Here is a 21,986-nt window from a genome sequence, read left to right on the forward strand (position 1 = left end):
GATTTTTTAAATCCTTAAAATCAAAACAGCCTGAAACAGAAACCGTTTCAGGCTGTTGCTTAATAGCATTTAGACTTATTCGGCAGCTTCTGCCGCTTCGCTATCGGACGTGTCTGCCGTACGCTGCAGCTGCTGCCATGCGGCACGGCGGCTGCGGTGGTAGCTCAAGCCCGTACCCGCAGGAATCAGACGGCCCACAATCACGTTTTCTTTCAAACCGCGCAAATCGTCTTTTTTGCCCATAATTGCCGCTTCGGTCAACACGCGTGTGGTTTCTTGGAACGATGCCGCCGAAATAAAGCTGTCGGTAGACAAAGACGCTTTGGTAATACCCAACAACACGTTTTCAAAACGCGCAGGCTCTTTGCCTTCGGCTTCGGCGTGTTCGTTGGCAATCATCACTTCGGCACGCTCTACCTGTTCGCCCGTAATAAAGCCTGTATCACCGGGGTCGGTAATGGTTACGCGGCGCAGCATCTGGCGGATAATCACTTCAATGTGCTTGTCAGAAATCTTCACGCCCTGTAAGCGGTAAACTTCCTGAACTTCCTGCACAATATAACGCGCCAAGGCTTCAATACCTTGCAAACGCAGAATATCATGCGGATCTACCGCGCCATCAACTACGGTTTCGCCCTTATTCACCACCTGACCGTCATGCACCAGCAGCTGTTTCTCTTTAGACACCAGCGTTTCGGTGGCAACACCGTCCAAATCGGTAATAATCAGGCGTTGTTTGCCCTTGGTTTCCTTACCGAACGATACTGTACCCGTTACTTCTGCCAGCATGCCCGCATCTTTGGGAATGCGTGCCTCAAACAGTTCCGCCACACGCGGCAGACCACCCGTAATATCGCGGGTTTTGGTAGAAGCCTGCGGCATACGCGCAATCACCACGCCTTTGCCCACTTCCTGACCTTCACGCACGGCAATCACTGCACCCGTTTGGAACGCCACCGATACGGGCGTGCTGGTTCCGGGAATCACCACATATTCGCCGTTTTCGTCCAACAGGCGCACGGTGGGGCGCAGCAGCTTGCTGGTGGAAGATGAAGAAGCACGACGTTTACCGTCAATCACCACCAAGGTAGACAAACCTGTGTTTTCATCGGTTTGCTTGGTAACGGTTACGCCTTCTTCTACGTTTTCAAATTCCACACGCCCTGCGTATTCGGTGATAATCGGGTGGGTATGCGGGTCCCAAGTCGCCAACAGTGCGCCTGCCTGCAATTCTTCGCCGTCATACACTTTCAAAGTCGCACCGTAAGGCACTTTGTGGCGTTCGCGCTCACGTCCCATCTGGTCGTGAATCACGATTTCGGCAGAACGGGTAATCACAATCAGCTCGCCTTTGGGATTGGCGATGTAACGCATTTGGCTAGAGAAACGCACCGTACCGTTGGATTTGGCTTCTACTTGGCTGGCAGCCGCCGCACGCGATGCCGCACCACCGATGTGGAAGGTACGCATGGTCAGCTGTGTACCCGGTTCGCCGATGGATTGCGCGGCAATCACGCCCACGGCTTCGCCCGAATTCACCAATTTACCACGCGCCAAGTCGCGCCCGTAACATTTGGCACACAAGCCGTAACGGGTTTGACAGGTAATCGGGGTGCGTACTTTTACTTCATCGACACCTGAAGCATCAATCAAATCCACCAAACGCTCGTCTAACAAAGTGCCTGCTTCTACCAAAGTCGCGCCGCTGGACGGGTCCACCACATCAGCAGCCGCCACACGTCCCAAAATACGCTCACGCAAGGATTCGATAATATCGCCACCTTGTACCACGGCTTTCATGGAGAAGCCTTCATCGGTACCGCAATCGTCTTCCACCACCACCAAATCTTGGGTCACGTCCACCAAACGGCGGGTCAGGTAACCAGAGTTCGCGGTTTTCAAAGCGGTATCCGCCAAACCTTTACGCGCACCGTGTGTCGCAATAAAGTATTGCAATACTGTCAAACCTTCACGGAAGTTGGCAGTAATCGGCGTTTCAATAATGGAGCCGTCAGGTTTCGCCATCAAACCGCGCATACCGGAAAGCTGTTTAATCTGCGCTGCCGAACCACGCGCCCCCGAATCCGCCATCATGTAGATAGAGTTAAACGATTCTTGGAACACTTCATTGCCTTCACGGTCAATCACAGGTTCTTTAGACAGATTGTCCATCATCGCTTTGGCGATTTTATCGCCTGCCGCGCCCCAAATATCCACCACTTTATTGTAACGCTCGCCGTTGGTTACCAAGCCTTTTTGGTATTGCTCTTCAATTTCTTTCACTTCAGCATTGGCAGCAGCCAGCAGCGCGGGTTTTTCTTTAGGCACTTCCATATCGTCCACGCAAATGGAAATACCGCCTTTGGCTGCCAAAGCAAAGCCCGTGTACATCAGGTGGTCGGCAAAAATCACGGTATCGCGCAAACCGCACAAGCGGAACGAAGCATTAATCAGCTTGGAGATTTCTTTTTTCTTCAGTGCTTTGTTTACATATTCAAACGGCAAACCTTTAGGCAGGATTTCAGACAGCAGCGCACGACCAACCGTGGTTTCATAACGGTTCAACACCGCTTCAAACTCGCCTGATTCGTTTTTCACCCATTCGCGCAGACGCACGGTGATTTTGCTGCCTAACTCCACCTGTTTGGTGTGGTAGGCGCGGTGCACTTCTTTGACATCGGCAAACAAAGTGCCTTCGCCCTTGCCGTTGATGCGCTCGCGGGTCATGTAGTACAAACCCAATACGATGTCTTGAGACGGTACGATAATCGGCTCGCCGTTGGCAGGGGCTAACACGTTGTTAGACGCCAGCATCAGCGTACGCGCTTCCATTTGCGCTTCCAAGCTCAAGGGAACGTGTACTGCCATTTGGTCGCCGTCAAAGTCGGCGTTAAACGCAGCACACACCAAGGGGTGCAGCTGAATGGCTTTACCTTCAATCAAAATCGGCTCAAACGCTTGAATACCCAGACGGTGCAAGGTAGGCGCACGGTTCAGCAAAATCGGGTGTTCGCGGATAACTTCTTCCAAAATATCCCAAACTTCCGCCACTTCCTGCTCAACCAATTTTTTCGCCGCTTTAACGGTGGTTGCCAACTCGCGCTGTTCCAGCTTGTGGAAAATAAACGGTTTGAACAATTCCAGAGCCATTTTTTTCGGCAAACCGCATTGATGCAGGCGCAGGTAAGGACCTACGGTAATCACGGAACGACCAGAGTAGTCCACCCGTTTACCCAGCAGGTTTTGGCGGAAACGACCGCTTTTACCCTTAATCATATCGGACAGGGATTTTAAGGGACGTTTGTTCGCACCCGTCATCGCCTTACCGCGACGACCGTTGTCCAGCAGCGAATCCACTGCTTCTTGCAACATACGTTTTTCATTACGCACGATAATATCGGGCGCGCGCAGTTCCAGCAGGCGTTTTAAACGGTTGTTACGGTTAATCACGCGGCGGTACAAATCGTTCAAATCGGAAGTGGCAAAACGTCCGCCGTCCAAAGGCACGAGGGGACGCAAATCAGGCGGCAGCACGGGCAGCACGTCCATAATCATCCATTCCAGCTTCATACCCGAACGCTGGAAGGCTTCCAATACTTTCAAACGCTTGGCAAGTTTTTTGATTTTGGTGTCCGAACCCGTGCTTTGCAGCTCTTGGCGCAACATCTCGATTTCTTTCTCGATGTCCATGGTACGCAACAGCTCGCGTACGCCTTCCGCGCCCATGTGTGCGTCAAACTCTTCGCCAAACTCTTCAATTTTGGCGTAATAGTCTTCTTCGCTCAACAATTGGCGGCGTTGCAAAGTGGTCAAACCGGGGTCGGTAACGACAAAGGCTTCAAAATACAGCACGCGCTCAATATCGCGCAGGGTCATGTCCAATACCATGCCCAAGCGTGAAGGCAGCGATTTCAAAAACCAAATATGGGCAACAGGCGCAGCCAGTTCCAAGTGACCCATGCGCTCGCGGCGCACTTTGGTCAGTGTCACTTCCACACCGCATTTTTCGCAGGTTACACCTTTAAATTTCAGGCGTTTGTATTTACCACACAAACATTCGTAGTCTTTTACCGGTCCGAAGATTTTGGCGCAAAACAAGCCGTCGCGCTCGGGCTTGAAGGTGCGGTAGTTAATGGTTTCGGGTTTTTTCACTTCGCCATACGACCACGAACGAATCGTGTCGGGCGAGGCAATGCCGATTTTAATGGCATCAAATTCTTCCGACCCTGCCTGCTGCAGGGGGCTGAATAAGTCTGTCAAGTTCATAATGGCTCCTTCGGGTCAAGCCCGTGATGGGGTACACGCGCCCGTGTGTGCGACACAAGGGCGCAAAAATCTTATTTGACCAAGCACATCAGTAGGCTTCGCAGCTTACTTGTTCGGCTTTGCAAAACATTTCACTGTGTTTGGTGCGGCATTGTTTTAACACATCCAGCTTTGCCTGTCCGCGATGGCTGTTTTCACTGCGGAAAGTATCGGTAAACGCTTTTAAACGGCACACATACACCGTATTTTGACGCGGCGTAAACTGCGCCCGTTCTGCCAGCAAAAGGTTTACCTGCTCGGTTAAACGCGCCACTTGGCGTTCCAAAGCCGCAATGCGCTCCGCATCAGACGGCTGCGCCTGTGCTGTCAGCGATACACCCAAACACAACACAAACAGATATTTTTTCAACATCAATTATTGCTTTTTCAAATTATAGTGGCTGTCTTTTTGGTATTGGTTTTGGTCTTTTGCCAACTGCTGCAAATGTCCTTCCGCCACAAAAAAGCGCAAATCTTCTTCATTGTCCAAGTCCAGCTCCACAATACTGCCCTTGTCTTCCCACTCAAATTTGCCCTGTTTTTCTACTTTCAAAGGCTGTTTGCCGCCTTGATAATCGGCAATATAGTGGTAAGTGCCGTCTTGTTTCAGCTCAACAGTAGCCAAAATATGGTCGCAATCGCCACAGGGCAATTGACCCACATATTTGCCCGCCCAATCCAAAGCATTCATGGCACTGTGGTCTTTATCGTGGCTGTGGTCGTGTCCGTCGCCCTCAAAATGCCCTGAAGCCATTGATCCGCTTTCGGGCTGTTCGTTCGGCAACACTTGCGAAGCGGCAGCGGATGCAGCTTCAGGCACAGACGGTGCGGGCGCAGCAGATTCACCGCCGCCACAAGCAGCCAACACAGCAGCCAATGCAGAAATACCCAGTAATTTTTTAATGTTCAACATTTTGTTTCCTTTAAATAAAAAAGTAAGTTAAAAAATAATTTCAAGCAGCCTAAAAATCTGCCGTTATGAAGATTTTGCCTTTTCAGGCAGCATAGACAGACCCGCCGCCAACACCACCAATACAATGCCCAACGCAGTCGTCATATCCAATTGTTCGCCCAACAAACCCATCGCCAGCACCACACCAAACACAGGCTCTAATGCCAAAAAGATACCGCTAGTTGCCGCACCTGTTTGCACCAAGCCTTTATTCCACAACCAAGCCGCACCCAAACTACAAGCAATCCCCAAATACACCAACGCCGCCACGCCCTGCCATGTAAAGCGTATCTGCCAATCTTGCACCAAAGCCGCCATCAAGGGCATGCCAAATAAAGTCCCCAACTGCAAAGACAACGCCGTATAACTTTGCGTGTCCATGTTTTGCATGACACTTTTTGACCAGCGCAACCAAAACGCCACCAACACCGTAGAAGCCAGCACCAACAAACAGCCGAATAAAGAAATCTGCTCGTTTTGCGACACGCCCGCCACCAATACCACACCGCACAATGCCATCAGCGACAACAACCATGTTTTGGCACTCACTTTCTCTTTAAAAAAGAAATATCCTGCCAATACCACCATCACAGGTTCAAAACCCAGCATCGCCGCCGCGCTGGCAGCAGACGTATGTTTCAAGCCCTCAAACTGTAATAAAAACGTGAGCGGATAGGTTAAAACCCCCAAGCCTGCCAATTGTAAAAACTGTTGCTTATCCAAACGATGCTGCCTGAAAAAACGCAGGGTAAGCGGCAGCAGCAATACCGCCGCCAACAGCAGTCGCAACAGCACCACCAACGCGGGTTCGGCGCTTTGATAAGCGATTTTTCCTGCAATAAAAGACGTTCCCCATAAAAAGGCGGCAAGTAGTAAATAGTGCATTACGGTATTTTGGATTCCTTTTCAGTGATTACGGCATAGCAGCGATGTTGGGTTTTCGCTGCGCTTCAATCCAAGCTACGGTTACTACAAACCAGCCGATACAGCCAACCGCCTAAACCCAACAGCAGCAAGGGCAAATATCCGATAACAATACAAGCCAACAGCACATAAAAATTGTCCCAATTGACAAAAAAATCCCAATGCGCCTGCCAGCTATAATCATTTTGCAACAAAATATGATGGCTAACGGTATCTGTATATCTAACAAATTGCAAAAAGATAAATAACGCTATGACCAATAGCGGACAGATGATTTTTAAATAGCCATAAATCTTATCAGCTAGCATAAATAAAATCATTCCTCTAAAATTTTGGTAGGTATATACTGAGTATTTGATAACCTTGGTCTTAATAGAATTTGAATTTCTCTCTTACTACTACCAAAAGCTAAATTAACAATATCTTGGCAGACTTTTTTCCATGGCTCATTAGACAAATTATCATCATAGCTATCTGACACAGAAGCCCTTTCTGCGGAGTATTGTGTTTTATGAACATTTCCTTTCGGAATAAAACCAAAACAACCAAATGATCCTCCCAAATGATCAAAAGAAAGAATACTATAAGTACCACCAATATGAATCATAATATCTTTAGCTAAATTTTGATTTATTCTAGCACCAGCTATCTCTGTACCATCAAGATGTTTTTGGGTAGGCACTAAAAGTAGGAACAACAACTGCTGGATCAGAAAACAAAAAGTTATGTTTAAAATCATCACGCGTTTTTAATGCCTGAATTGTATAACCTGTTACATCCGATGTGATTTCCAATAAAACAATTTATTTTTTATTACTCATAATATAGACACCTCTTCAAATAAGTACATTACTTGTATCTCCTGAAAGCTGATAACAGCTTTCAGGAAGTCTCTAGATATTAATTCTGTTCCAAATCAATATCCAAGCCCAGCGAACGGATTTCTTTCACAATCACATTAAACGATTCGGGCATGCCCGCATCAATTTTGTGTTCGCCTTTCACAATGTTTTCATACATTTTGGTACGGCCGGTTACATCGTCCGATTTCACCGTCAGCATTTCCTGCAAGGTGTAGGCCGCGCCGTAGGCTTCCAGCGCCCACACCTCCATCTCACCGAAACGCTGACCACCGAACTGCGCTTTACCGCCCAAAGGCTGCTGCGTTACCAAGCTGTACGGACCGGTAGAACGGGCGTGCATTTTTTCATCAACCAAGTGGTGCAGCTTCAGATAATGCATCACGCCCACGGTTACGCGGCGGTCAAATGCTTCGCCCGAACGTCCGTCATACAGCGTGATTTGGGTTTTGGTGTCGTTAAAGCCCAATTTCTGTACTTCGGGGTCATCGCTGGGGTAAGCCAAATCCAGCATTTGATAGATTTCCGCTTCTTTCGCGCCGTCAAATACGGGCGAAGCAAAGGTGGCACCGCGTTTCAGATTGTGCGCCAATGCCAGAATTTCATCGTCGCTCAAAGACTTCAGGTCTTCTTTCTTGCCGCTGCCGTTATACAGCTCTTCCAAGAAGGCGCGGATTTCTTTGACTTTACGTTGTTCTTCCAGCATTTTTTCAATGCGCTGACCGATGCCTTTTGCAGCCCAGCCCAAATGCACTTCCAAAATCTGTCCGATATTCATCCGCGACGGTACACCCAAGGGATTCAGCACGATATCTACAGTACGACCGTCTGCCATATAGGGCATGTCTTCCACAGGCAGAATGCGCGATACCACACCTTTATTACCATGGCGACCCGCCATTTTGTCGCCTGCCTGCAAACGGCGTTTGATGGCGATAAACACTTTCACCATTTTTTGTACACCGGGAGGCAGTTCGTCGCCTTGAGTCATTTTTTTCTTTTTGACTTCATACAGCTCTTCGGCTTCTTCGCGTTTTTGTTGCAGCGACAGCTTGGTCAGTTCCAGTTGTTTCGCCAAATCTTCGTCTGCCAAACGCACGTCAAACCAGTCGTGGCGGCTGGGCAGCGAATGCAGGTATTCGGTGGTAATTTCCTTGCCTTTTGCCAGCTTCAAGGGTCCGCCGTTGGCTTTTTGACCCACCATCATGCGTTCCAAACGGTCAAATGCGTCGTTGTCAAAAATACGGATTTGGTCGTTCAAGTCTTGGCGGTAGCGTTTCAGCTCGGCTTCAATAATGGATTGGGCGCGTTTGTCGCGTTGAATGCCTTCGCGGGTAAACACTTGCACGTCAATCACGGTACCGCTCATGCCTGTGGGCATACGCAAAGAAGTGTCTTTTACATCAGAGGCTTTTTCACCGAAGATGGCACGCAGCAGTTTTTCTTCGGGGGTCAGCTGGGTTTCGCCTTTGGGGGTCACTTTACCCACCAACACGTCGCCTGCTTCCACTTCCGCACCGATATAAACAATGCCCGATTCGTCCAAACGGTTTTGCATGCGCTCGGACAAGTTAGGAATATCGCGGGTAATGTCTTCCGCGCCCAGCTTGGTATCACGCGCCACCACATTCAGCTCTTCAATGTGAATGGAGGTGTAGCGGTCTTCTGCGGCGACACGCTCGGAAATCAAAATGGAGTCTTCATAGTTGTAACCGTTCCACGGCATAAAGGCGATGGTCATGTTTTGACCGAGCGCCAACTCGCCCAAATCGGTGGATGCGCCGTCGGCAATCAAATCGCCGCGCTGCAACACGTCGCCCGCTTTCACGGCAGGGCGTTGGTTGATGTTGGTGGATTGGTTGGAACGGGTAAATTTCACCAAATTGTAAATATCTACACCCACTTCGCCTGCGGTGGCTTCGTCGTCGTGTACGCGCACCACCACGCGGTTGGCGTCCACATATTCCACCACGCCGCCGCGACGTGCCACAATCGCAGTCGCGCTGTCCACGGCTACGGAACGTTCAATGCCCGTGCCGACCATTGGTTTTTCGGGGCGCAGGCAAGGCACAGCCTGACGTTGCATGTTAGCACCCATCAAGGCGCGGTTGGCATCATCGTGTTCCAAGAAGGGAATCAGTGAAGCGGCAACGGAAACAATCTGACCGGTGGCAATATCCATGTATTGCACGCGGTCGGGCGTTGCCAAAATGGTTTCGCCTTTTTCGCGGCAGGTAATCAAATCGCCTTTCAAGCAGCCTTGTTCGTCCAAATCCGAGTTCGCCTGTGCAATCACATAACGACCTTCTTCAATGGCAGACAAGTATTCCACTTCATCGGTAACTTTACCGTCCACCACACGGCGGTAGGGCGTTTCCAAAAAGCCGTATTCATTGGTGCGGGCAAATACGGACAGCGAGTTAATCAAACCAATGTTCGGACCTTCAGGCGTTTCAATCGGGCAAACACGACCGTAGTGAGTGGGGTGTACGTCGCGCACCTCAAAGCCTGCGCGTTCGCGGGTCAAACCGCCCGGACCCAATGCCGATACACGACGTTTGTGGGTAATTTCCGACAGCGGATTGGTCTGGTCCATAAACTGCGACAGCTGGCTAGAACCGAAAAATTCTTTAATCGCCGCAGAAACGGGTTTGGCGTTAATCAAATCGGTAGGCATCAGGTTTTCCGATTCTGCCTGATTCAAACGCTCTTTTACCGCGCGTTCCACACGCGCCAAGCCACTGCGGAATTGGTTTTCCACCAATTCGCCTACAGAACGCACACGGCGGTTGCCCAAGTGGTCAATATCATCTACTTCGCCATGACCGTTACGCAGTTCCACCAGCGTGGCAATGGTGACAACAATATCATCAACCGTCAGAATATATTTGCCTTTTTCTACCGCATCTGCCAAAGTTTCATTCAACAAACGCTCATACCAGCCGCCGCTTTGTTCGGGCAACAGTTTTTGCTGATAAGTGCGGGTATTGAACTTCATGCGTCCCACACGCGACAAATCATAGCTTTCTTCTTGAAAGAACAAACGGTTAAATAAAGCTTCTACCGCTTCATCGGTAGGCGGTTCACCGGGGCGCATCATGCGGTAAATGGCAACACGCGCCGCGTATTGGTCGGCGGTTTCATCGGTACGCAAAGTAGCGGAAATATAGCTGCCGTGGTCTGTTTCGTTGGTAAACAGGGTTTCAATTTGGGTGATGCCGCTGATGTCAAATTGTGCCAGCAGTTCTTCGGTGATTTCGCTGTTGGCAGCGGCAATCACTTCGCCTGTGGCGGTATCCAACACGGCTTTTGCCAAAGTTTTGCCTACCAAGGCTTCGGCATCAATTTTCAAACGGGTTAAGCCTGCTTTTTCAATGGTGCGGATGTCTTTGGCATTCACACGTTTGCCCGCAGCCACCAAAACATTGCCTTCTTGGTCGGTAATATCGGCTTTAGCGGTTTCGCCTTTTAAGCGCGACAGCACCAAATCGGTTTCCACGCCGTCTTTGCTCAAATAATAGCTCTCGCGCTCGTAGAACATATCCAGCATTTGTTCATCGCTGAAGCCCAAAGCGCGTAACAGAATGGTAACGGGCATTTTGCGGCGGCGGTCAATACGGAAATACAGCAGGTCTTTCGGGTCAAACTCAAAGTCCAACCACGAACCGCGGTAGGGAATAATCCGCGCCGAAAACAATAATTTGCCTGAAGAATGGGTTTTGCCGCGGTCGTGCTCAAAGAATACACCGGGCGAACGGTGCAACTGCGACACAATCACGCGTTCGGTACCGTTAATCACAAACGAACCGCTGGGGGTCATCAGCGGAATTTCGCCCATATACACTTCGTTTTCGCGTACTTCTTTAATCACTTTGGCAGAAGCAGCAGAATCTTTATCGTAAATTTTCAAACGGATACGCGCACGCAAAGGGGCTGCGTAGGTAATACCGCGCAATTGGCACTCAGGAATATCAAACAAAGGCTCGCCCAAAATATAATGGACAAAATCCAGCTCGGCATAGCCGTTGTTGCTCAGAATCGGAAAAATCGAGGTAAACGCAGCTTGCAGCCCTTCTTCGTCTTTGCGCTCATTAAACGCGCGGTTTTGCTGCAGGAATTTACCGTAAGATTCCAACTGCGTGGTCAGCAGATACGGCACATCCAATACGGTATCGCGCTTGGCAAAACTCTTACGGATGCGTTTTTTCTCGGTAAAGGTGTAACTCATGGTCAATACTCCTGAGGGGCAACGGTTATTTGTAAAAACGGTACAGGCTGACACCAAAATGCAGGCAGCGTGCAGAAAAGATTTGTAGAAAAATGGAAAACAATGCGACAATCAAAGACTGACGGCAAAGCGGCGGCAAGACGTGCAATATAAGACGCGTAGGGGCGCAAAAGAAAGAGGCAACATCATCATGGGATACTCCTGCCGCTGTTTTCAGGCAAGCTGAAAACTTATCGGAATGAATTTTATATAAATTTATAAAATTTTTCTAATTTTTAACAGAAAAACAGTAAAATTTTGTAAATTTACATTTTAAACAGATTGAAAGCGCAACAAGGCTGGCAGTAAAACTGCCAGCCTTTTGCCTCAAATTGTCAAAAGCAGATTATTTGATTTCCACTTTCGCGCCGGCTTCTTCCAATTGTTTCTTGATGTCGTCGGCTTCAGCTTGAGATACGCCCTCTTTCAGGGTTTTGGGAGCGCCGTCAACCAAGTCTTTGGCTTCTTTCAAGCCCAAACCGGTAATGGCACGAACCACTTTAATCACGCCTACTTTTTGGTCGCCGGCAGAAGCCAGAACCACGTCAAACTCGGTTTTCGCTTCTTCAGCAACACCAGTAGCAGGACCAGCAGATACGGCAACCGCAGCAGCAGAAACGCCAAATTTTTCTTCAAAAGCTTTAACCAGCTCGTTCAATTCCATAACGGTCAGGTTGCTTACCGCTTCCAAAATGTCTTCTTTAGTAATAGCCATGCTATTAAGCTCCTAAATATTGAGTGAAATAATAAAATGTTGGTTTAAATCGGACAAAATACGAAACCGTGCGGATTAAGCCGCTTCGCTTTCTTTTTTCTCTGCCAAAGCAGCCAAACCGCGTGCAAAGCCTGATACGGGCGCTTGCATAACGAAAAGCAGTTTGGACAGCAATTCTTCGCGGCTCGGAATGGATGCCAACTCAGTAACTTGAGCAGCATTCAACACATCGCCATTGTAAGAACCGGCTTTGATAATAATTTTGTCGTCTTTTTTCGCGAATTGGTGCAGCACTTTTGCGGCGGCAACGGCATCTTCAGATGCGGCATATACCAAAGGACCAACCATTTGGTCAGCCAAACCGGCAAAAGAAGTTCCTTCAACCGCACGACGAGCCAAAGTGTTTTTCAGAACGCGCAAGTAAACGCCTTCTTTACGCGCATTGGCACGCAGTTCGGTCATGCTGGCAACACTGATACCGCGATATTCGGCAATCACCATAGTTTGCGCACCGTTAATACCGGCCACAATCTCTTCTACGGCTGCTTTCTTGGTTTCAATATTGAGACTCAAGGTCTACCTCCCACTGTTTGTCAAAAGAACACCGCCAAGCGGTATTCCACCAGCGCGGCAACCCGAAAAGACATTTTGCAAGCAGTTAGCTTGCGCATACCTTGTGGACCACCGTCTGCGTAGGGTTGAAAGATTAAAGCTTGCGCTCCCTACGGTCTTGGACATCTGCTTATTGTTATCAAGCAGTCCCATTTCAGGCAGCCAAAACAGCTTTTCAGGCTGCCTGAAAAATTTTTCAGCACTTATTTTGCGGTTACGCTGGCAACGTCAACGCGTACACCCAAACCCATGGTGCTGGATACCGCAATCTTTTTCAGATACTGACCTTTGGCGGCGGCGGGTTTGGCTTTTACCAAAGCATCCAACAGCGCGTCAAAGTTTTCTTTCAAATCGGCTTCGGAAAAAGATGCGCGACCGATGGTGGCGTGAATAATACCTGCTTTGTCGGTACGGTATTGAACCTGACCCGCTTTAGCGTTTTTCACCGCTTCGGCAACATTCGGGGTAACGGTGCCGACTTTCGGATTCGGCATCAAACCGCGCGGACCCAAAATCGTACCCAACTGACCCACGATACGCATTGCATCGGGAGAAGCAATTACCACGTCAAAATCCAGATTGCCTTTTTTCACTTCTTCGGCTAAATCTTCAAAACCAACTACGTCTGCACCAGCAGCTTTAGCGGCTTCGGCATTCGCGCCTTGCGTAAACACAGCCACACGGGTGGTTTTACCTGTACCTTTGGGCAGAACCACAGAACCGCGAATCACTTGGTCGGATTTACGCGGGTCTACGCCCAAGTTGAAAGACACGTCTACAGACTCGTCAAATTTGGCAGTCGCGGCTTTTTTAACCAAAGCAATCGCTTCTTCTACCGCATACAGCTTGTTGGCTTCAACAGAAGCACGCAAGGCTTTCAAACGTTTGGATACTTTTGCCATGTTACACGCCCTCCACATTCAAGCCCATAGAACGGGCAGAACCCGCGATGGTACGCACAGCCGCATCCAAATCCGCAGCAGTCAAATCAGGCTGTTTGGTTTTGGCGATTTCTTCCAACTGGGCACGGGTAACCGTGCCGACTTTGTTGGTCAAGGGATTGGCGCTGCCTTTTTGCAAACCAACTGCTTTTTTCAGCAGAATGGTAGCAGGCGGCGTTTTCATCACAAAAGTGAAGGATTTATCAGCGTAAGCGGTAATCACAACAGGAATGGGCAAGCCCGGTTCCATGCTTTGAGTGGCCGCGTTAAACGCTTTACAAAATTCCATAATGTTCAAACCGCGCTGACCCAATGCAGGACCTACAGGCGGCGAGGGATTGGCTTTACCTGCAGGAATCTGCAGTTTGATGTAGCCGACAACTTTTTTTGCCATGAATTAAACTCCAAAACGGGTCATACGCAGAATAATTCTGCTCCCCAGATTTCAAAACGGATTAGAGCGAAACGCCGCTCTCAAAATAAAACGGGCAATTATAAATCCCGCTGCTTGATTTTGCAAATTATTTTTTCATCTGCACAATCACAGTTTTTCCACCTGCCCAAATTCCAACTCAACAGGAGTTTCGCGCCCAAAAATTTGCACGGTAACACGCAGTTTGTTGCGCTCGTAATCCACAAACTCCACCGCACCGTTGAAATCGGCAAAAGGTCCTTCGTTTACACGGACTTGCTGTCCCACTTCAAATTCTACACGCGGTTTGGGTTTTTTCTCGCCACTTGCACCGCCACCCACCTGTGCCATAATATTGTCCACTTCGCGTTGCGAAATCGGCAAAGGACGGTGCGCAGTACCGCCGATAAAGCCGTTGATGCGCGGGGTACTTTTTACCAGATGCCACGAACTGTCGGTCATTTCCATTTCAATCAGCACATAACCCGGAAAAAACTTGCGCTCGGCAACGGTTTTACGTCCGTTTTTAATATCCACCACTTCTTCAACAGGCACCAAAATCTGCCCGAAATAATCTTCCATGCCTTCACGGGCAATGCGCTCTTTCAAGGTTTTTTGTACATTTTTTTCAAAACCAGAATAAGCCTGTACCACATACCAACGTTTCGACATTCTTAACCTTTCAACAAAACGGCGTTAAACAGCAGACTGATTAAAGTGTCCACACCATAAATAAACACGGCAAATACCGCCACAAACAACACCACAAACATGGTCATGCGTACCGCATCGGGGCGTTTGGGCCAAACTACTTTTTTGACTTCGGCAGTGGATTCTTTAATATAGCGCAACAGATTGCGCCCCATATCACACCAAAAAAACACAATCAGCAGCGCAATCAGCACCCCGCCAATCGGAAAAACCAAATTGGTATAAGGAGGCAAACCTTTTACGCCGTCATACGCCCACACGCCCCCGCCTACAAATGCGGCAGCAATCAATAATTTAAACGTATCTGCGCCTTTATTGGTGTTTTGTTGCGGCATTTCATGATTCATTTGAATTCCTTTCAATACCATACGATAAAAAACTAACCGGTTGTTAGACCGGTTAGTTTTTTCTATTTGGCAGGCCAGGAGGGTCTCGAACCCCCAACCCTCGGTTTTGGAGACCGATACTCTACCAATTGAGCTACTGGCCTCTAAAACTTAAGCAATAACTGAAGAAACCACGCCTGCACCCACGGTACGACCGCCTTCGCGAATCGCGAAACGCAAGCCTTCTTCCATGGCGATGGGGGCAATCAGTTCTACGGTAATGGCAACGTTTTCACCCGGCATTACCATTTCCACGCCTTCTTCCAAAGTCACTGCACCAGTTACGTCAGTAGTACGGAAGTAGAATTGCGGACGGTAGTTGGCGAAGAACGGAGTGTGGCGACCACCCTCTTCTTTGCTCAAAACGTATACTTCGGCTTTGAACTTGGTGTGCGGGGTAATGGAACCGGGTTTAGCCAATACTTGACCGCGCTCTACGTCTTCACGTTTGGTACCGCGCAGCAATACGCCTACGTTGTCGCCTGCTTGACCTTCGTCCAGCAGTTTGCGGAACATTTCCACACCGGTACAAGTGGTTTTTTGGGTTTCTTTCAAACCGACGATTTCAATCTCTTCGCCTACTTTGATGATGCCGCGCTCTACACGACCGGTTACCACAGTACCGCGACCAGAGATGGAGAATACGTCTTCAATCGGCAGCAGGAAGGGTTTGTCCACTGCACGCTCGGGAGTGGGGATGTAGCTGTCCAAAGCGGCAGCCAATTCAAAGATTTTTTCTTTGTAAGCGGCATCGCCTTCCAAGGCTTTCAGGGCAGAACCTTGAACGATGGGCACATCGTCACCGGGGAAGTCGTAGCTGGACAACAGGTCACGGATTTCCATTTCCACCAATTCCAGCAGCTCGGCATCGTCCACCATATCGCATTTGTTCATAAATACGATGATGTAGGGTACACCTACCTGACGCGCCAACAGGATGTGTTCGCGGGTTTGCGGCATGGGACCGTCAGCAGCGGAACATACCAAAATCGCGCCGTCCATTTGGGCAGCACCGGTAATCATGTTTTTCACATAGTCGGCGTGACCGGGGCAGTCAACGTGGGCGTAGTGACGACCTTCGGTTTCGTATTCAACGTGGGCGGTGTTAATGGTAATACCGCGGGCTTTTTCTTCGGGGGCGTTGTCGATTTGGTCGTATGCGCGCGCCTGACCGCCGAATTTTTCGGCCAAGATGGTGGTCAGTGCGGCGGTGAGGGTGGTTTTACCATGGTCAACGTGACCGATGGTGCCAACGTTTACGTGCGGTTTGCTACGTTCAAACTTTTCCTTTGCCATGGCAAAATATCCTTGTAAAAACAGTAAAATCGGAAAAAAGAGATATGGTGCCCATGGGCAGAATTGAACTGCCGACCTCTCCCTTACCAAGGGAGTGCTCTACCCCTGAGCTACATGGGCCTAAAAGTTTGTGGAGCGGGTGAAGGGAATCGAACCCTCACCGTAAGCTTGGAAGGCTTCTGCTCTACCATTGAGCTACACCCGCAACTTAATCTCTACACTCCAACTGGGGAAATCTGGTGGTGGGAGAAGGATTCGAACCTTCGAAGCTTACGCGGCAGATTTACAGTCTGCTCCCTTTGACCGCTCGGGAATCCCACCGAAAAGAGAAACGAAACTATAACGCTTCCCGCATAGGCTTGTCAAACAAAATTGGTGCTTGGTGTGTGTGTTTTTTCCAAGTCAATTATTTTTCGGATTTTTATTTTTACTTTTCCGCAATAATTTTTTCGTATTTTGCCTGCAGCTGTTCGGGCGTTTCGGGGTTTTCTTCATCAATCAGAATGCAATCCACAGGGCAAACCTGCTGGCATTGCGGTTCGTCATAGTGTCCGACACACTGTGTGCACAAATTTGGATTGATTTCGTAAATTTCTTCGCCTTGGTAAATGGCATCGTTGGGGCATTCGGGTTCGCAGACATCGCAATTAATGCATTCGTCGGTAATAAACAAAGACATAGCAGTCAAACTCAAAATAAAAACGCATTATTATAGCATGTTTTACCGATACGTCTGCATGGAAAGTTTTTAGTTAAGATATTGAGTATAATTATTTTTTACAAACAAACAGCCCATTGGTAAAACGCTGCGCGGACACAAATACAACAAAACAGGGGTTTTGTCCCGTTATGGCTTGACGGACAACGCACCCTGCCATCATTTTCATGGTATAGTCTTTATCAGGAACTGTCCGATGCCATCAGGCGCGGCAGACCGATTTTGAGAACTGTTTTTTTTGAATGGAATACCATGAAGCAATTACATAAAGTGATGATTGCCGCAGCGGGTATGCTGATGGCAGGCACGGTAGCCGCCGAAAACGGCGCGGGTTTTTATGTTCAAGGCGATGTGGGCTTGGCAAACCTGAACACCAACACCGAAAAATTTAAGGTCAAAAACACCTTTAAAAGCCTGAAAAACTCTTATAAAGAGTCGGGTTTTATGCCCCGCATCAGCGCAGGCTACGATTTTGGCAACAATTTGCGCGTGGCAGGCGATTACACCCATTACAAAGATGCCGACAATTCGGCACGGGAAGGCGACACCAGCCTGCACGTTAAAACCCAAGCCCGCAGCATGGGGGTTTCTGCCGTTTACGATTTTCCGATTGAAGGCACGGCAATCAAGCCTTATGCGGGTGCTCGGGTGGGTTTGAACAAAACCAAATTGCAGGCACGTTTGCAAAACGGCGGCAATACCCAAAGCTCGTCTGACAGCAAAACCAAAGTAGGCATGGGCGTATTACTGGGTGCCAGCTACGAAATCAGCCCGAATATTTCTACCGATGTGGGCTACCGCTACAACCACATGGGTTCGGAAATCAAGGCACATGAAGTCACAGCAGGTGTGCGCTACACCTTCCGTTAACATATAGATTTTAATCAATAAAAAAAACAGCACCTTGTTTCAATAAGGTGCTGTTTGGTTTTGACGGCTTGCGTTTATTCTACGGTAACGGATTTTGCCAGATTGCGCGGTTTATCAACATCCGTACCGCGTGCCAATGCAGCATGATAAGACAGCAACTGCACGGGAACGGTATGGATAATCGGCGATAACGCCCCTGTATGGCGCGGGGTGCGAATCAGATGGATTTCGTCTGTGGCTTCAAAATGGCTGTCCAAATCGGTAAACACAAACAATTCGCCACCGCGTGCGCCTACTTCCTGCATATTGGCTTTGACTTTGTCCAACAGGGCATCGTTGGGGGCAATCACGACAACAGGCATATTTTCATCTACCAATGCCAAAGGTCCGTGTTTTAATTCACCGGCAGGATAGGCTTCGGCGTGAATATAGGTGATTTCTTTGAGTTTGAGCGCGCCTTCCAAGGCAATCGGGTAATGAATCCCACGCCCTAAAAACAAGGCACTGCTTTTTTTGGCAAATTTTTGCGCCCATGCGGCGATTTGCGGTTCAAGGTTTAAAGCGTGTTGAATACTGCCCGGAAGTTGGCGCAGTTCTTCGGTGTAGGTGTGTTCCTGCTCTGTGGAAACGCTGCCGCGCAGTTTCCCCAAAGTAACGGCTAATCCAAACAAAACAACCAATTGTGTGGTAAAGGCTTTAGTGGAAGCCACGCCGATTTCCGCACCTGCACGGGTATAAAGCACCAAACTGCTGGCACGGGGCAGGGCAGATTCCATTACGTTGCAAATGGACAGTGAATGGCGGTTGCCTAAAGATTGGGCGTATTTAAGCGCTTCCATGGTGTCAAGCGTTTCTCCCGATTGGGAAATGGTTACCACCAATTGTTGCGGGTCAGCAATCACGTCGCGGTAACGGTATTCGCTGGCAATTTCTACATCGGTAGGGATTTTGGCAATGGATTCCAGCCAGTATTTGGCGGTCAGCGCGGCATAGTGAGACGTACCACACGCCAGAATTTTAATGCTGTTGATGTTTTGGAACACTTCGCGGGCAGTTTCGCCAAAGTTTTCAGGCTCAAATCCGCCGTCTAAAAACACTTCGGCGGTGCTGGCAACGGCTTGGGGCTGCTCGTGGATTTCTTTTTGCATAAAGTGGCTGTACGGTCCCAACTCCAGCGATGCCAAGGATAAGGCAGAAGTTTTCACGGGGCGTTCAACGGCATTGCCGTTTTTGTCTGCCAATTTTACGATGCCTGTGGCGTTTAATAATCCGATGTCGCCGTCTTCCAAATAGGCGATGTGGCGGGTAAAGGCAATCACGGCAGACACATCGGAAGCGATAAAGGTTTCGTTTTCGCCAAATGCCACCAGCAGCGGACACCCCATGCGGGCAACTGCCATGTATTCGGGCTGGTCGGCGGCAATCACGCCAATGGCATACGCGCCGTGAAAGCGCGCACAAGCGGCTTGCACGGCAGCAAACAAATCTCTGCCATTATGGATGTATTCATAATGCACGCTGTGGGCGATAACTTCGGTATCGGTTTGCGATTCAAACACATAGCCCAATGCTTGCAAACGGCTGCGCTCGGACTCAAAGTTTTCGATAATGCCGTTATGCACCACAGCAATCAGTTGGTCGGAAATATGCGGGTGGGCGTTGGGTTCGGTAACACCGCCATGCGTTGCCCAACGGGTGTGTCCAATGCCTGTTTGTCCGCGCAAGTTTTGTTCCTGTGCGGCTTGGCGCATATTGGCAACACGCCCGACACGGCGCACACGCTCAATGCCGTTGGCGGTATGCACGGCAATACCCGATGAATCGTAACCGCGGTATTCCAAGCGTTGCAGTCCGTCTGTTAAAAAATCAACCACATTATTTTCGGGTGCGCGTACCGCACCGACAATTCCGCACATAATGCTATTCCTTACAATAAGCGAAACAGGGGCGCAGTCGCCCCATTAAAATAGGATGTCGGGAATTGTAACAGAATATCACGCTGCCTGACGCATCGCCTGCGCCGCTGCCACTACACCCGTACCGAACAGCGCATCGGCATCGGCTTCATCAAAGGTATAGCGTTCATTACAAAAATCGCAATCCACGCTAATGCTGCCTTCTTCAGCCACCACTTCGCCCACTTCTTTACAGCCCAGCAGCAACAGCATATCCGCCACTTTTCCACGCGAACAGCTACAGGCAAATTCCAAGGCTTCGGCAGGAAACACACGCGGCGGATGTTCATGAAACAAACGGTACAGCAAAGCATCGGCAGGCAAACCGCTCAATTCTTCCGCCGATAAAGTTTGTGCGGGCAACGCCACTTGCGCCCACGCTTCATCATCGGCTTCGCTTTCGGGCAAACGTTGCAGCAAAAATCCGCATGCCTGTTGTTCATCGGCACTCAATACGATATGGGTTTGAATTTGTTGGGAACGCTGCATATAGTCTGCCAACATCGCCGCAATACCACCACTGTGCAAAGGCACAATGCCCTGCCACGGCTCGCCGTTGCGCGGTTGCACGGTAATGGCAAATATCCCTTCCCCACCCAATAATTGATGCAAATCCGCATCATCGGCAACGGCGACACTTTCGTCCCAACGTGCCGTGGCGCGACACGTTCCACTCACAGCCTCTGCCACCAGCATTTTCAACACGCCTTTGCCCTGCACCTGAATGGTTAAAGTGTGGTCAGATTTTAAATCTTCGGACAACAAGGCTGCAGCAGCCAACACTTCCCCCAAAGCGCGGCGGATGGCTGGCGGATAGTTTTTGCGTTGCAGAATGTGTTGCCACACTTCGCTTAAACGCACATACAAACCGCGTGCAGGGTGTTCGTCAAATAAAAAACGGCTACGGTAATCGGAATCGGCATTCATGCTGTGAAATCCTTTCTTTCAATTTTAAACATCACCGCAAAATAATGCCGAAACGCCATAATGCAAGGGCAAAGCATTTATAGAATATTCGGTTCAGGCACCAACACCACCCCAAAACGCTGCAAAACTTCTTCGCAGACCATTTGCGACAATGCCAAAACGTCTGCTGCACTTGCCTTGCCATCACGGTTAATCAACACCAATGCCTGTTTGTCGTGTACCGCTGCACCGCCAATCTGCTTGCCTTTTAATCCACAACGCTCAATCAGCCAACCCGCTGCCAGTTTTACCGTTCCATCGGGCTGCGGATAAACGGGCATATCGCCATATTGTTCGCGCAAACGCTGGGCGTGCGCCGCATCTACCACAGGATTTTTATAAAAACTGCCTACATTGCCCGTTGCATCGGGATTAGGCAATTTACTGCGGCGGATTTGGCACACCGCTGCCGATACATCTGCTGCGGTGGCTTCGCGTTCCCCGCAGTTTTGCGCCAACACCGCCGCCAAATCGCCATAACCTACCCGCGCCTGAAACACTGTATCCAGCACAAAACCCACCGCCACAATCACATAACGCCCTTTACCAGCCTGTTTAAACAGGCTTTCGCGGTAGGCAAACGCACACTCGTCCCGCTGCAAACGCACAAATTCGCGGCTGTCTAAATCAAAACAATCCACATAATCAATGCGGTCTTTTACTTCCACGCCATACGCACCGATATTTTGCACAGGCGCAGCGCCCACCGTCCCTGGAATCAGGCTTAAGTTTTCCAAACCGCTTAAACCCGCGTTTACCGTATATTGCACAAAATCATGCCACACTTCGCCTGCCTGCACTGCCAAACGCACCTGTGCGCCATCGCGGGCGTATTCGCGAATACCTTTATTTGCCATCTGCACCACCAAGCCCTGATGGTCGCGGCTAAATAAAATATTGCTGCCCCCACCCAACCACAGCACCGTGTCGCGCCGAAACTGTGGCAAAACACAAATTTCAGGCAATTCTGAAGCATGGTTTAACACGCAAAAATACGCAGCGCGGGCAGGCAGATGAAAAGTAGAACAGCCCGATAAATCATAATCAGAAAAAACGGCAACCATAAATCCCCCTACGGACAAACAAAAACAGATTA

At 49.4% G+C, this 21,986-nt stretch carries 19 protein-coding genes and 4 tRNA genes; 1 reads left to right on the forward strand and 22 read right to left on the reverse strand.

The features are described from left to right. Positions 1-75: 75 nt before the first annotated feature. The 19 genes from rpoC to H3L98_RS02030 all read right to left on the reverse strand — a co-directional run bounded on the left by rpoC (position 76) and on the right by H3L98_RS02030 (position 17,060). Positions 76-4,266 carry a DNA-directed RNA polymerase subunit beta' gene (gene rpoC, locus H3L98_RS01940; RefSeq protein WP_027022391.1) on the reverse strand — a complete coding sequence of 1,397 codons (4,191 nt, stop codon included), beginning with the start codon at positions 4,264-4,266 and terminating at the stop codon, positions 76-78. A gap of 88 nt (positions 4,267-4,354) precedes the next feature. Beyond that, entirely contained in the window at positions 4,355-4,678 is a 324-nt protein-coding gene (locus H3L98_RS01945; protein ID WP_027022392.1) for a hypothetical protein, read from the reverse strand. Between the two features lie 3 nt (positions 4,679-4,681). Beyond that, entirely contained in the window at positions 4,682-5,218 is a 537-nt protein-coding gene (locus H3L98_RS01950) for a copper resistance protein NlpE (protein WP_051532121.1), read from the reverse strand. A gap of 63 nt (positions 5,219-5,281) precedes the next feature. After that, entirely contained in the window at positions 5,282-6,142 is an 861-nt protein-coding gene (locus tag H3L98_RS01955) for a DMT family transporter (protein ID WP_027022393.1), read from the reverse strand. Between the two features lie 65 nt (positions 6,143-6,207). Next, entirely contained in the window at positions 6,208-6,501 is a 294-nt protein-coding gene (locus H3L98_RS01960) for a hypothetical protein (RefSeq protein ID WP_027022394.1), read from the reverse strand. After that, positions 6,498-6,923, reverse strand: a complete 426-nt coding sequence (locus tag H3L98_RS01965) for a hypothetical protein (protein ID WP_156932320.1) — start codon at positions 6,921-6,923, stop codon at positions 6,498-6,500. The genes H3L98_RS01960 and H3L98_RS01965 overlap by 4 nt, the downstream gene beginning before the upstream one ends. Positions 6,924-7,081: 158 nt before the next feature. Further along, positions 7,082-11,269 carry a DNA-directed RNA polymerase subunit beta gene (gene rpoB / locus H3L98_RS01970; RefSeq protein WP_027022395.1) on the reverse strand — a complete coding sequence of 1,396 codons (4,188 nt, stop codon included), beginning with the start codon at positions 11,267-11,269 and terminating at the stop codon, positions 7,082-7,084. Positions 11,270-11,654: 385 nt separating this feature from the next. Beyond that, positions 11,655-12,023, reverse strand: coding sequence for a 50S ribosomal protein L7/L12 (gene rplL, locus H3L98_RS01975; RefSeq protein WP_027022396.1), 369 nt, complete (start codon positions 12,021-12,023; stop codon positions 11,655-11,657). Positions 12,024-12,098: 75 nt separating this feature from the next. Then, a complete protein-coding gene (gene rplJ, locus H3L98_RS01980) occupies positions 12,099-12,596 on the reverse strand; it encodes a 50S ribosomal protein L10 (protein ID WP_027022397.1) in 498 nt (165 codons plus the stop codon). 242 nt (positions 12,597-12,838) lie between these two features. After that, on the reverse strand, positions 12,839-13,537 hold the full coding sequence (gene rplA / locus H3L98_RS01985; protein ID WP_027022398.1) for a 50S ribosomal protein L1: 699 nt from the start codon (positions 13,535-13,537) through the stop codon (positions 12,839-12,841). Position 13,538: 1 nt separating this feature from the next. Further along, entirely contained in the window at positions 13,539-13,970 is a 432-nt protein-coding gene (gene rplK, locus H3L98_RS01990) for a 50S ribosomal protein L11 (protein WP_027022399.1), read from the reverse strand. A gap of 147 nt (positions 13,971-14,117) precedes the next feature. Continuing rightward, positions 14,118-14,660 (reverse strand): transcription termination/antitermination protein NusG, encoded by a 543-nt coding sequence (gene nusG, locus H3L98_RS01995; RefSeq protein WP_027022400.1) that lies wholly within the window; start codon positions 14,658-14,660, stop codon positions 14,118-14,120. Positions 14,661-14,662: 2 nt separating this feature from the next. After that, positions 14,663-14,854 (reverse strand): preprotein translocase subunit SecE, encoded by a 192-nt coding sequence (secE, locus tag H3L98_RS02000; RefSeq protein ID WP_027022401.1) that lies wholly within the window; start codon positions 14,852-14,854, stop codon positions 14,663-14,665. A 259-nt stretch (positions 14,855-15,113) separates the two neighbouring features. Next, positions 15,114-15,189, reverse strand: a tRNA-Trp gene (locus H3L98_RS02005). Between the two features lie 7 nt (positions 15,190-15,196). Beyond that, complete coding sequence (gene tuf, locus H3L98_RS02010) at positions 15,197-16,381, reverse strand: elongation factor Tu (RefSeq protein ID WP_124794465.1); 1,185 nt, start codon at positions 16,379-16,381, stop codon at positions 15,197-15,199. Between the two features lie 45 nt (positions 16,382-16,426). Then, positions 16,427-16,501, reverse strand: a tRNA-Thr gene (locus H3L98_RS02015). Positions 16,502-16,512: 11 nt separating this feature from the next. Further along, positions 16,513-16,586 (reverse strand) — tRNA-Gly (locus tag H3L98_RS02020). Between the two features lie 32 nt (positions 16,587-16,618). After that, a tRNA-Tyr gene (locus tag H3L98_RS02025) sits at positions 16,619-16,702 on the reverse strand. Positions 16,703-16,808: 106 nt separating this feature from the next. Beyond that, the gene (locus H3L98_RS02030) at positions 16,809-17,060 is read right to left on the reverse strand and encodes a YfhL family 4Fe-4S dicluster ferredoxin (RefSeq protein WP_027022177.1); all 252 of its coding nucleotides are present in this window, start codon (positions 17,058-17,060) and stop codon (positions 16,809-16,811) included. Between the two features lie 291 nt (positions 17,061-17,351). Between H3L98_RS02030 and H3L98_RS02035 the strand changes: the two genes are divergently transcribed. Further along, positions 17,352-17,969 (forward strand): opacity family porin, encoded by a 618-nt coding sequence (locus H3L98_RS02035; protein WP_027022176.1) that lies wholly within the window; start codon positions 17,352-17,354, stop codon positions 17,967-17,969. A 74-nt stretch (positions 17,970-18,043) separates the two neighbouring features. Here the strand turns inward: H3L98_RS02035 and glmS are convergent, their stop codons facing one another. The 3 genes from glmS to murB form a co-directional block, all read right to left on the reverse strand. Next, on the reverse strand, positions 18,044-19,885 hold the full coding sequence (gene glmS, locus H3L98_RS02040; RefSeq protein ID WP_027022175.1) for a glutamine--fructose-6-phosphate transaminase (isomerizing): 1,842 nt from the start codon (positions 19,883-19,885) through the stop codon (positions 18,044-18,046). A gap of 78 nt (positions 19,886-19,963) precedes the next feature. Then, a complete protein-coding gene (hslO, locus tag H3L98_RS02045) occupies positions 19,964-20,851 on the reverse strand; it encodes an Hsp33 family molecular chaperone HslO (protein WP_027022174.1) in 888 nt (295 codons plus the stop codon). A gap of 77 nt (positions 20,852-20,928) precedes the next feature. Continuing rightward, positions 20,929-21,954, reverse strand: a complete 1,026-nt coding sequence (gene murB, locus H3L98_RS02050; RefSeq protein ID WP_027022173.1) for a UDP-N-acetylmuramate dehydrogenase — start codon at positions 21,952-21,954, stop codon at positions 20,929-20,931. Positions 21,955-21,986 lie beyond the last annotated feature (32 nt).

The sequence above is a fragment of the Conchiformibius steedae genome (assembly GCF_014054725.1).
Taxonomy (GTDB): domain Bacteria; phylum Pseudomonadota; class Gammaproteobacteria; order Burkholderiales; family Neisseriaceae; genus Conchiformibius; species Conchiformibius steedae.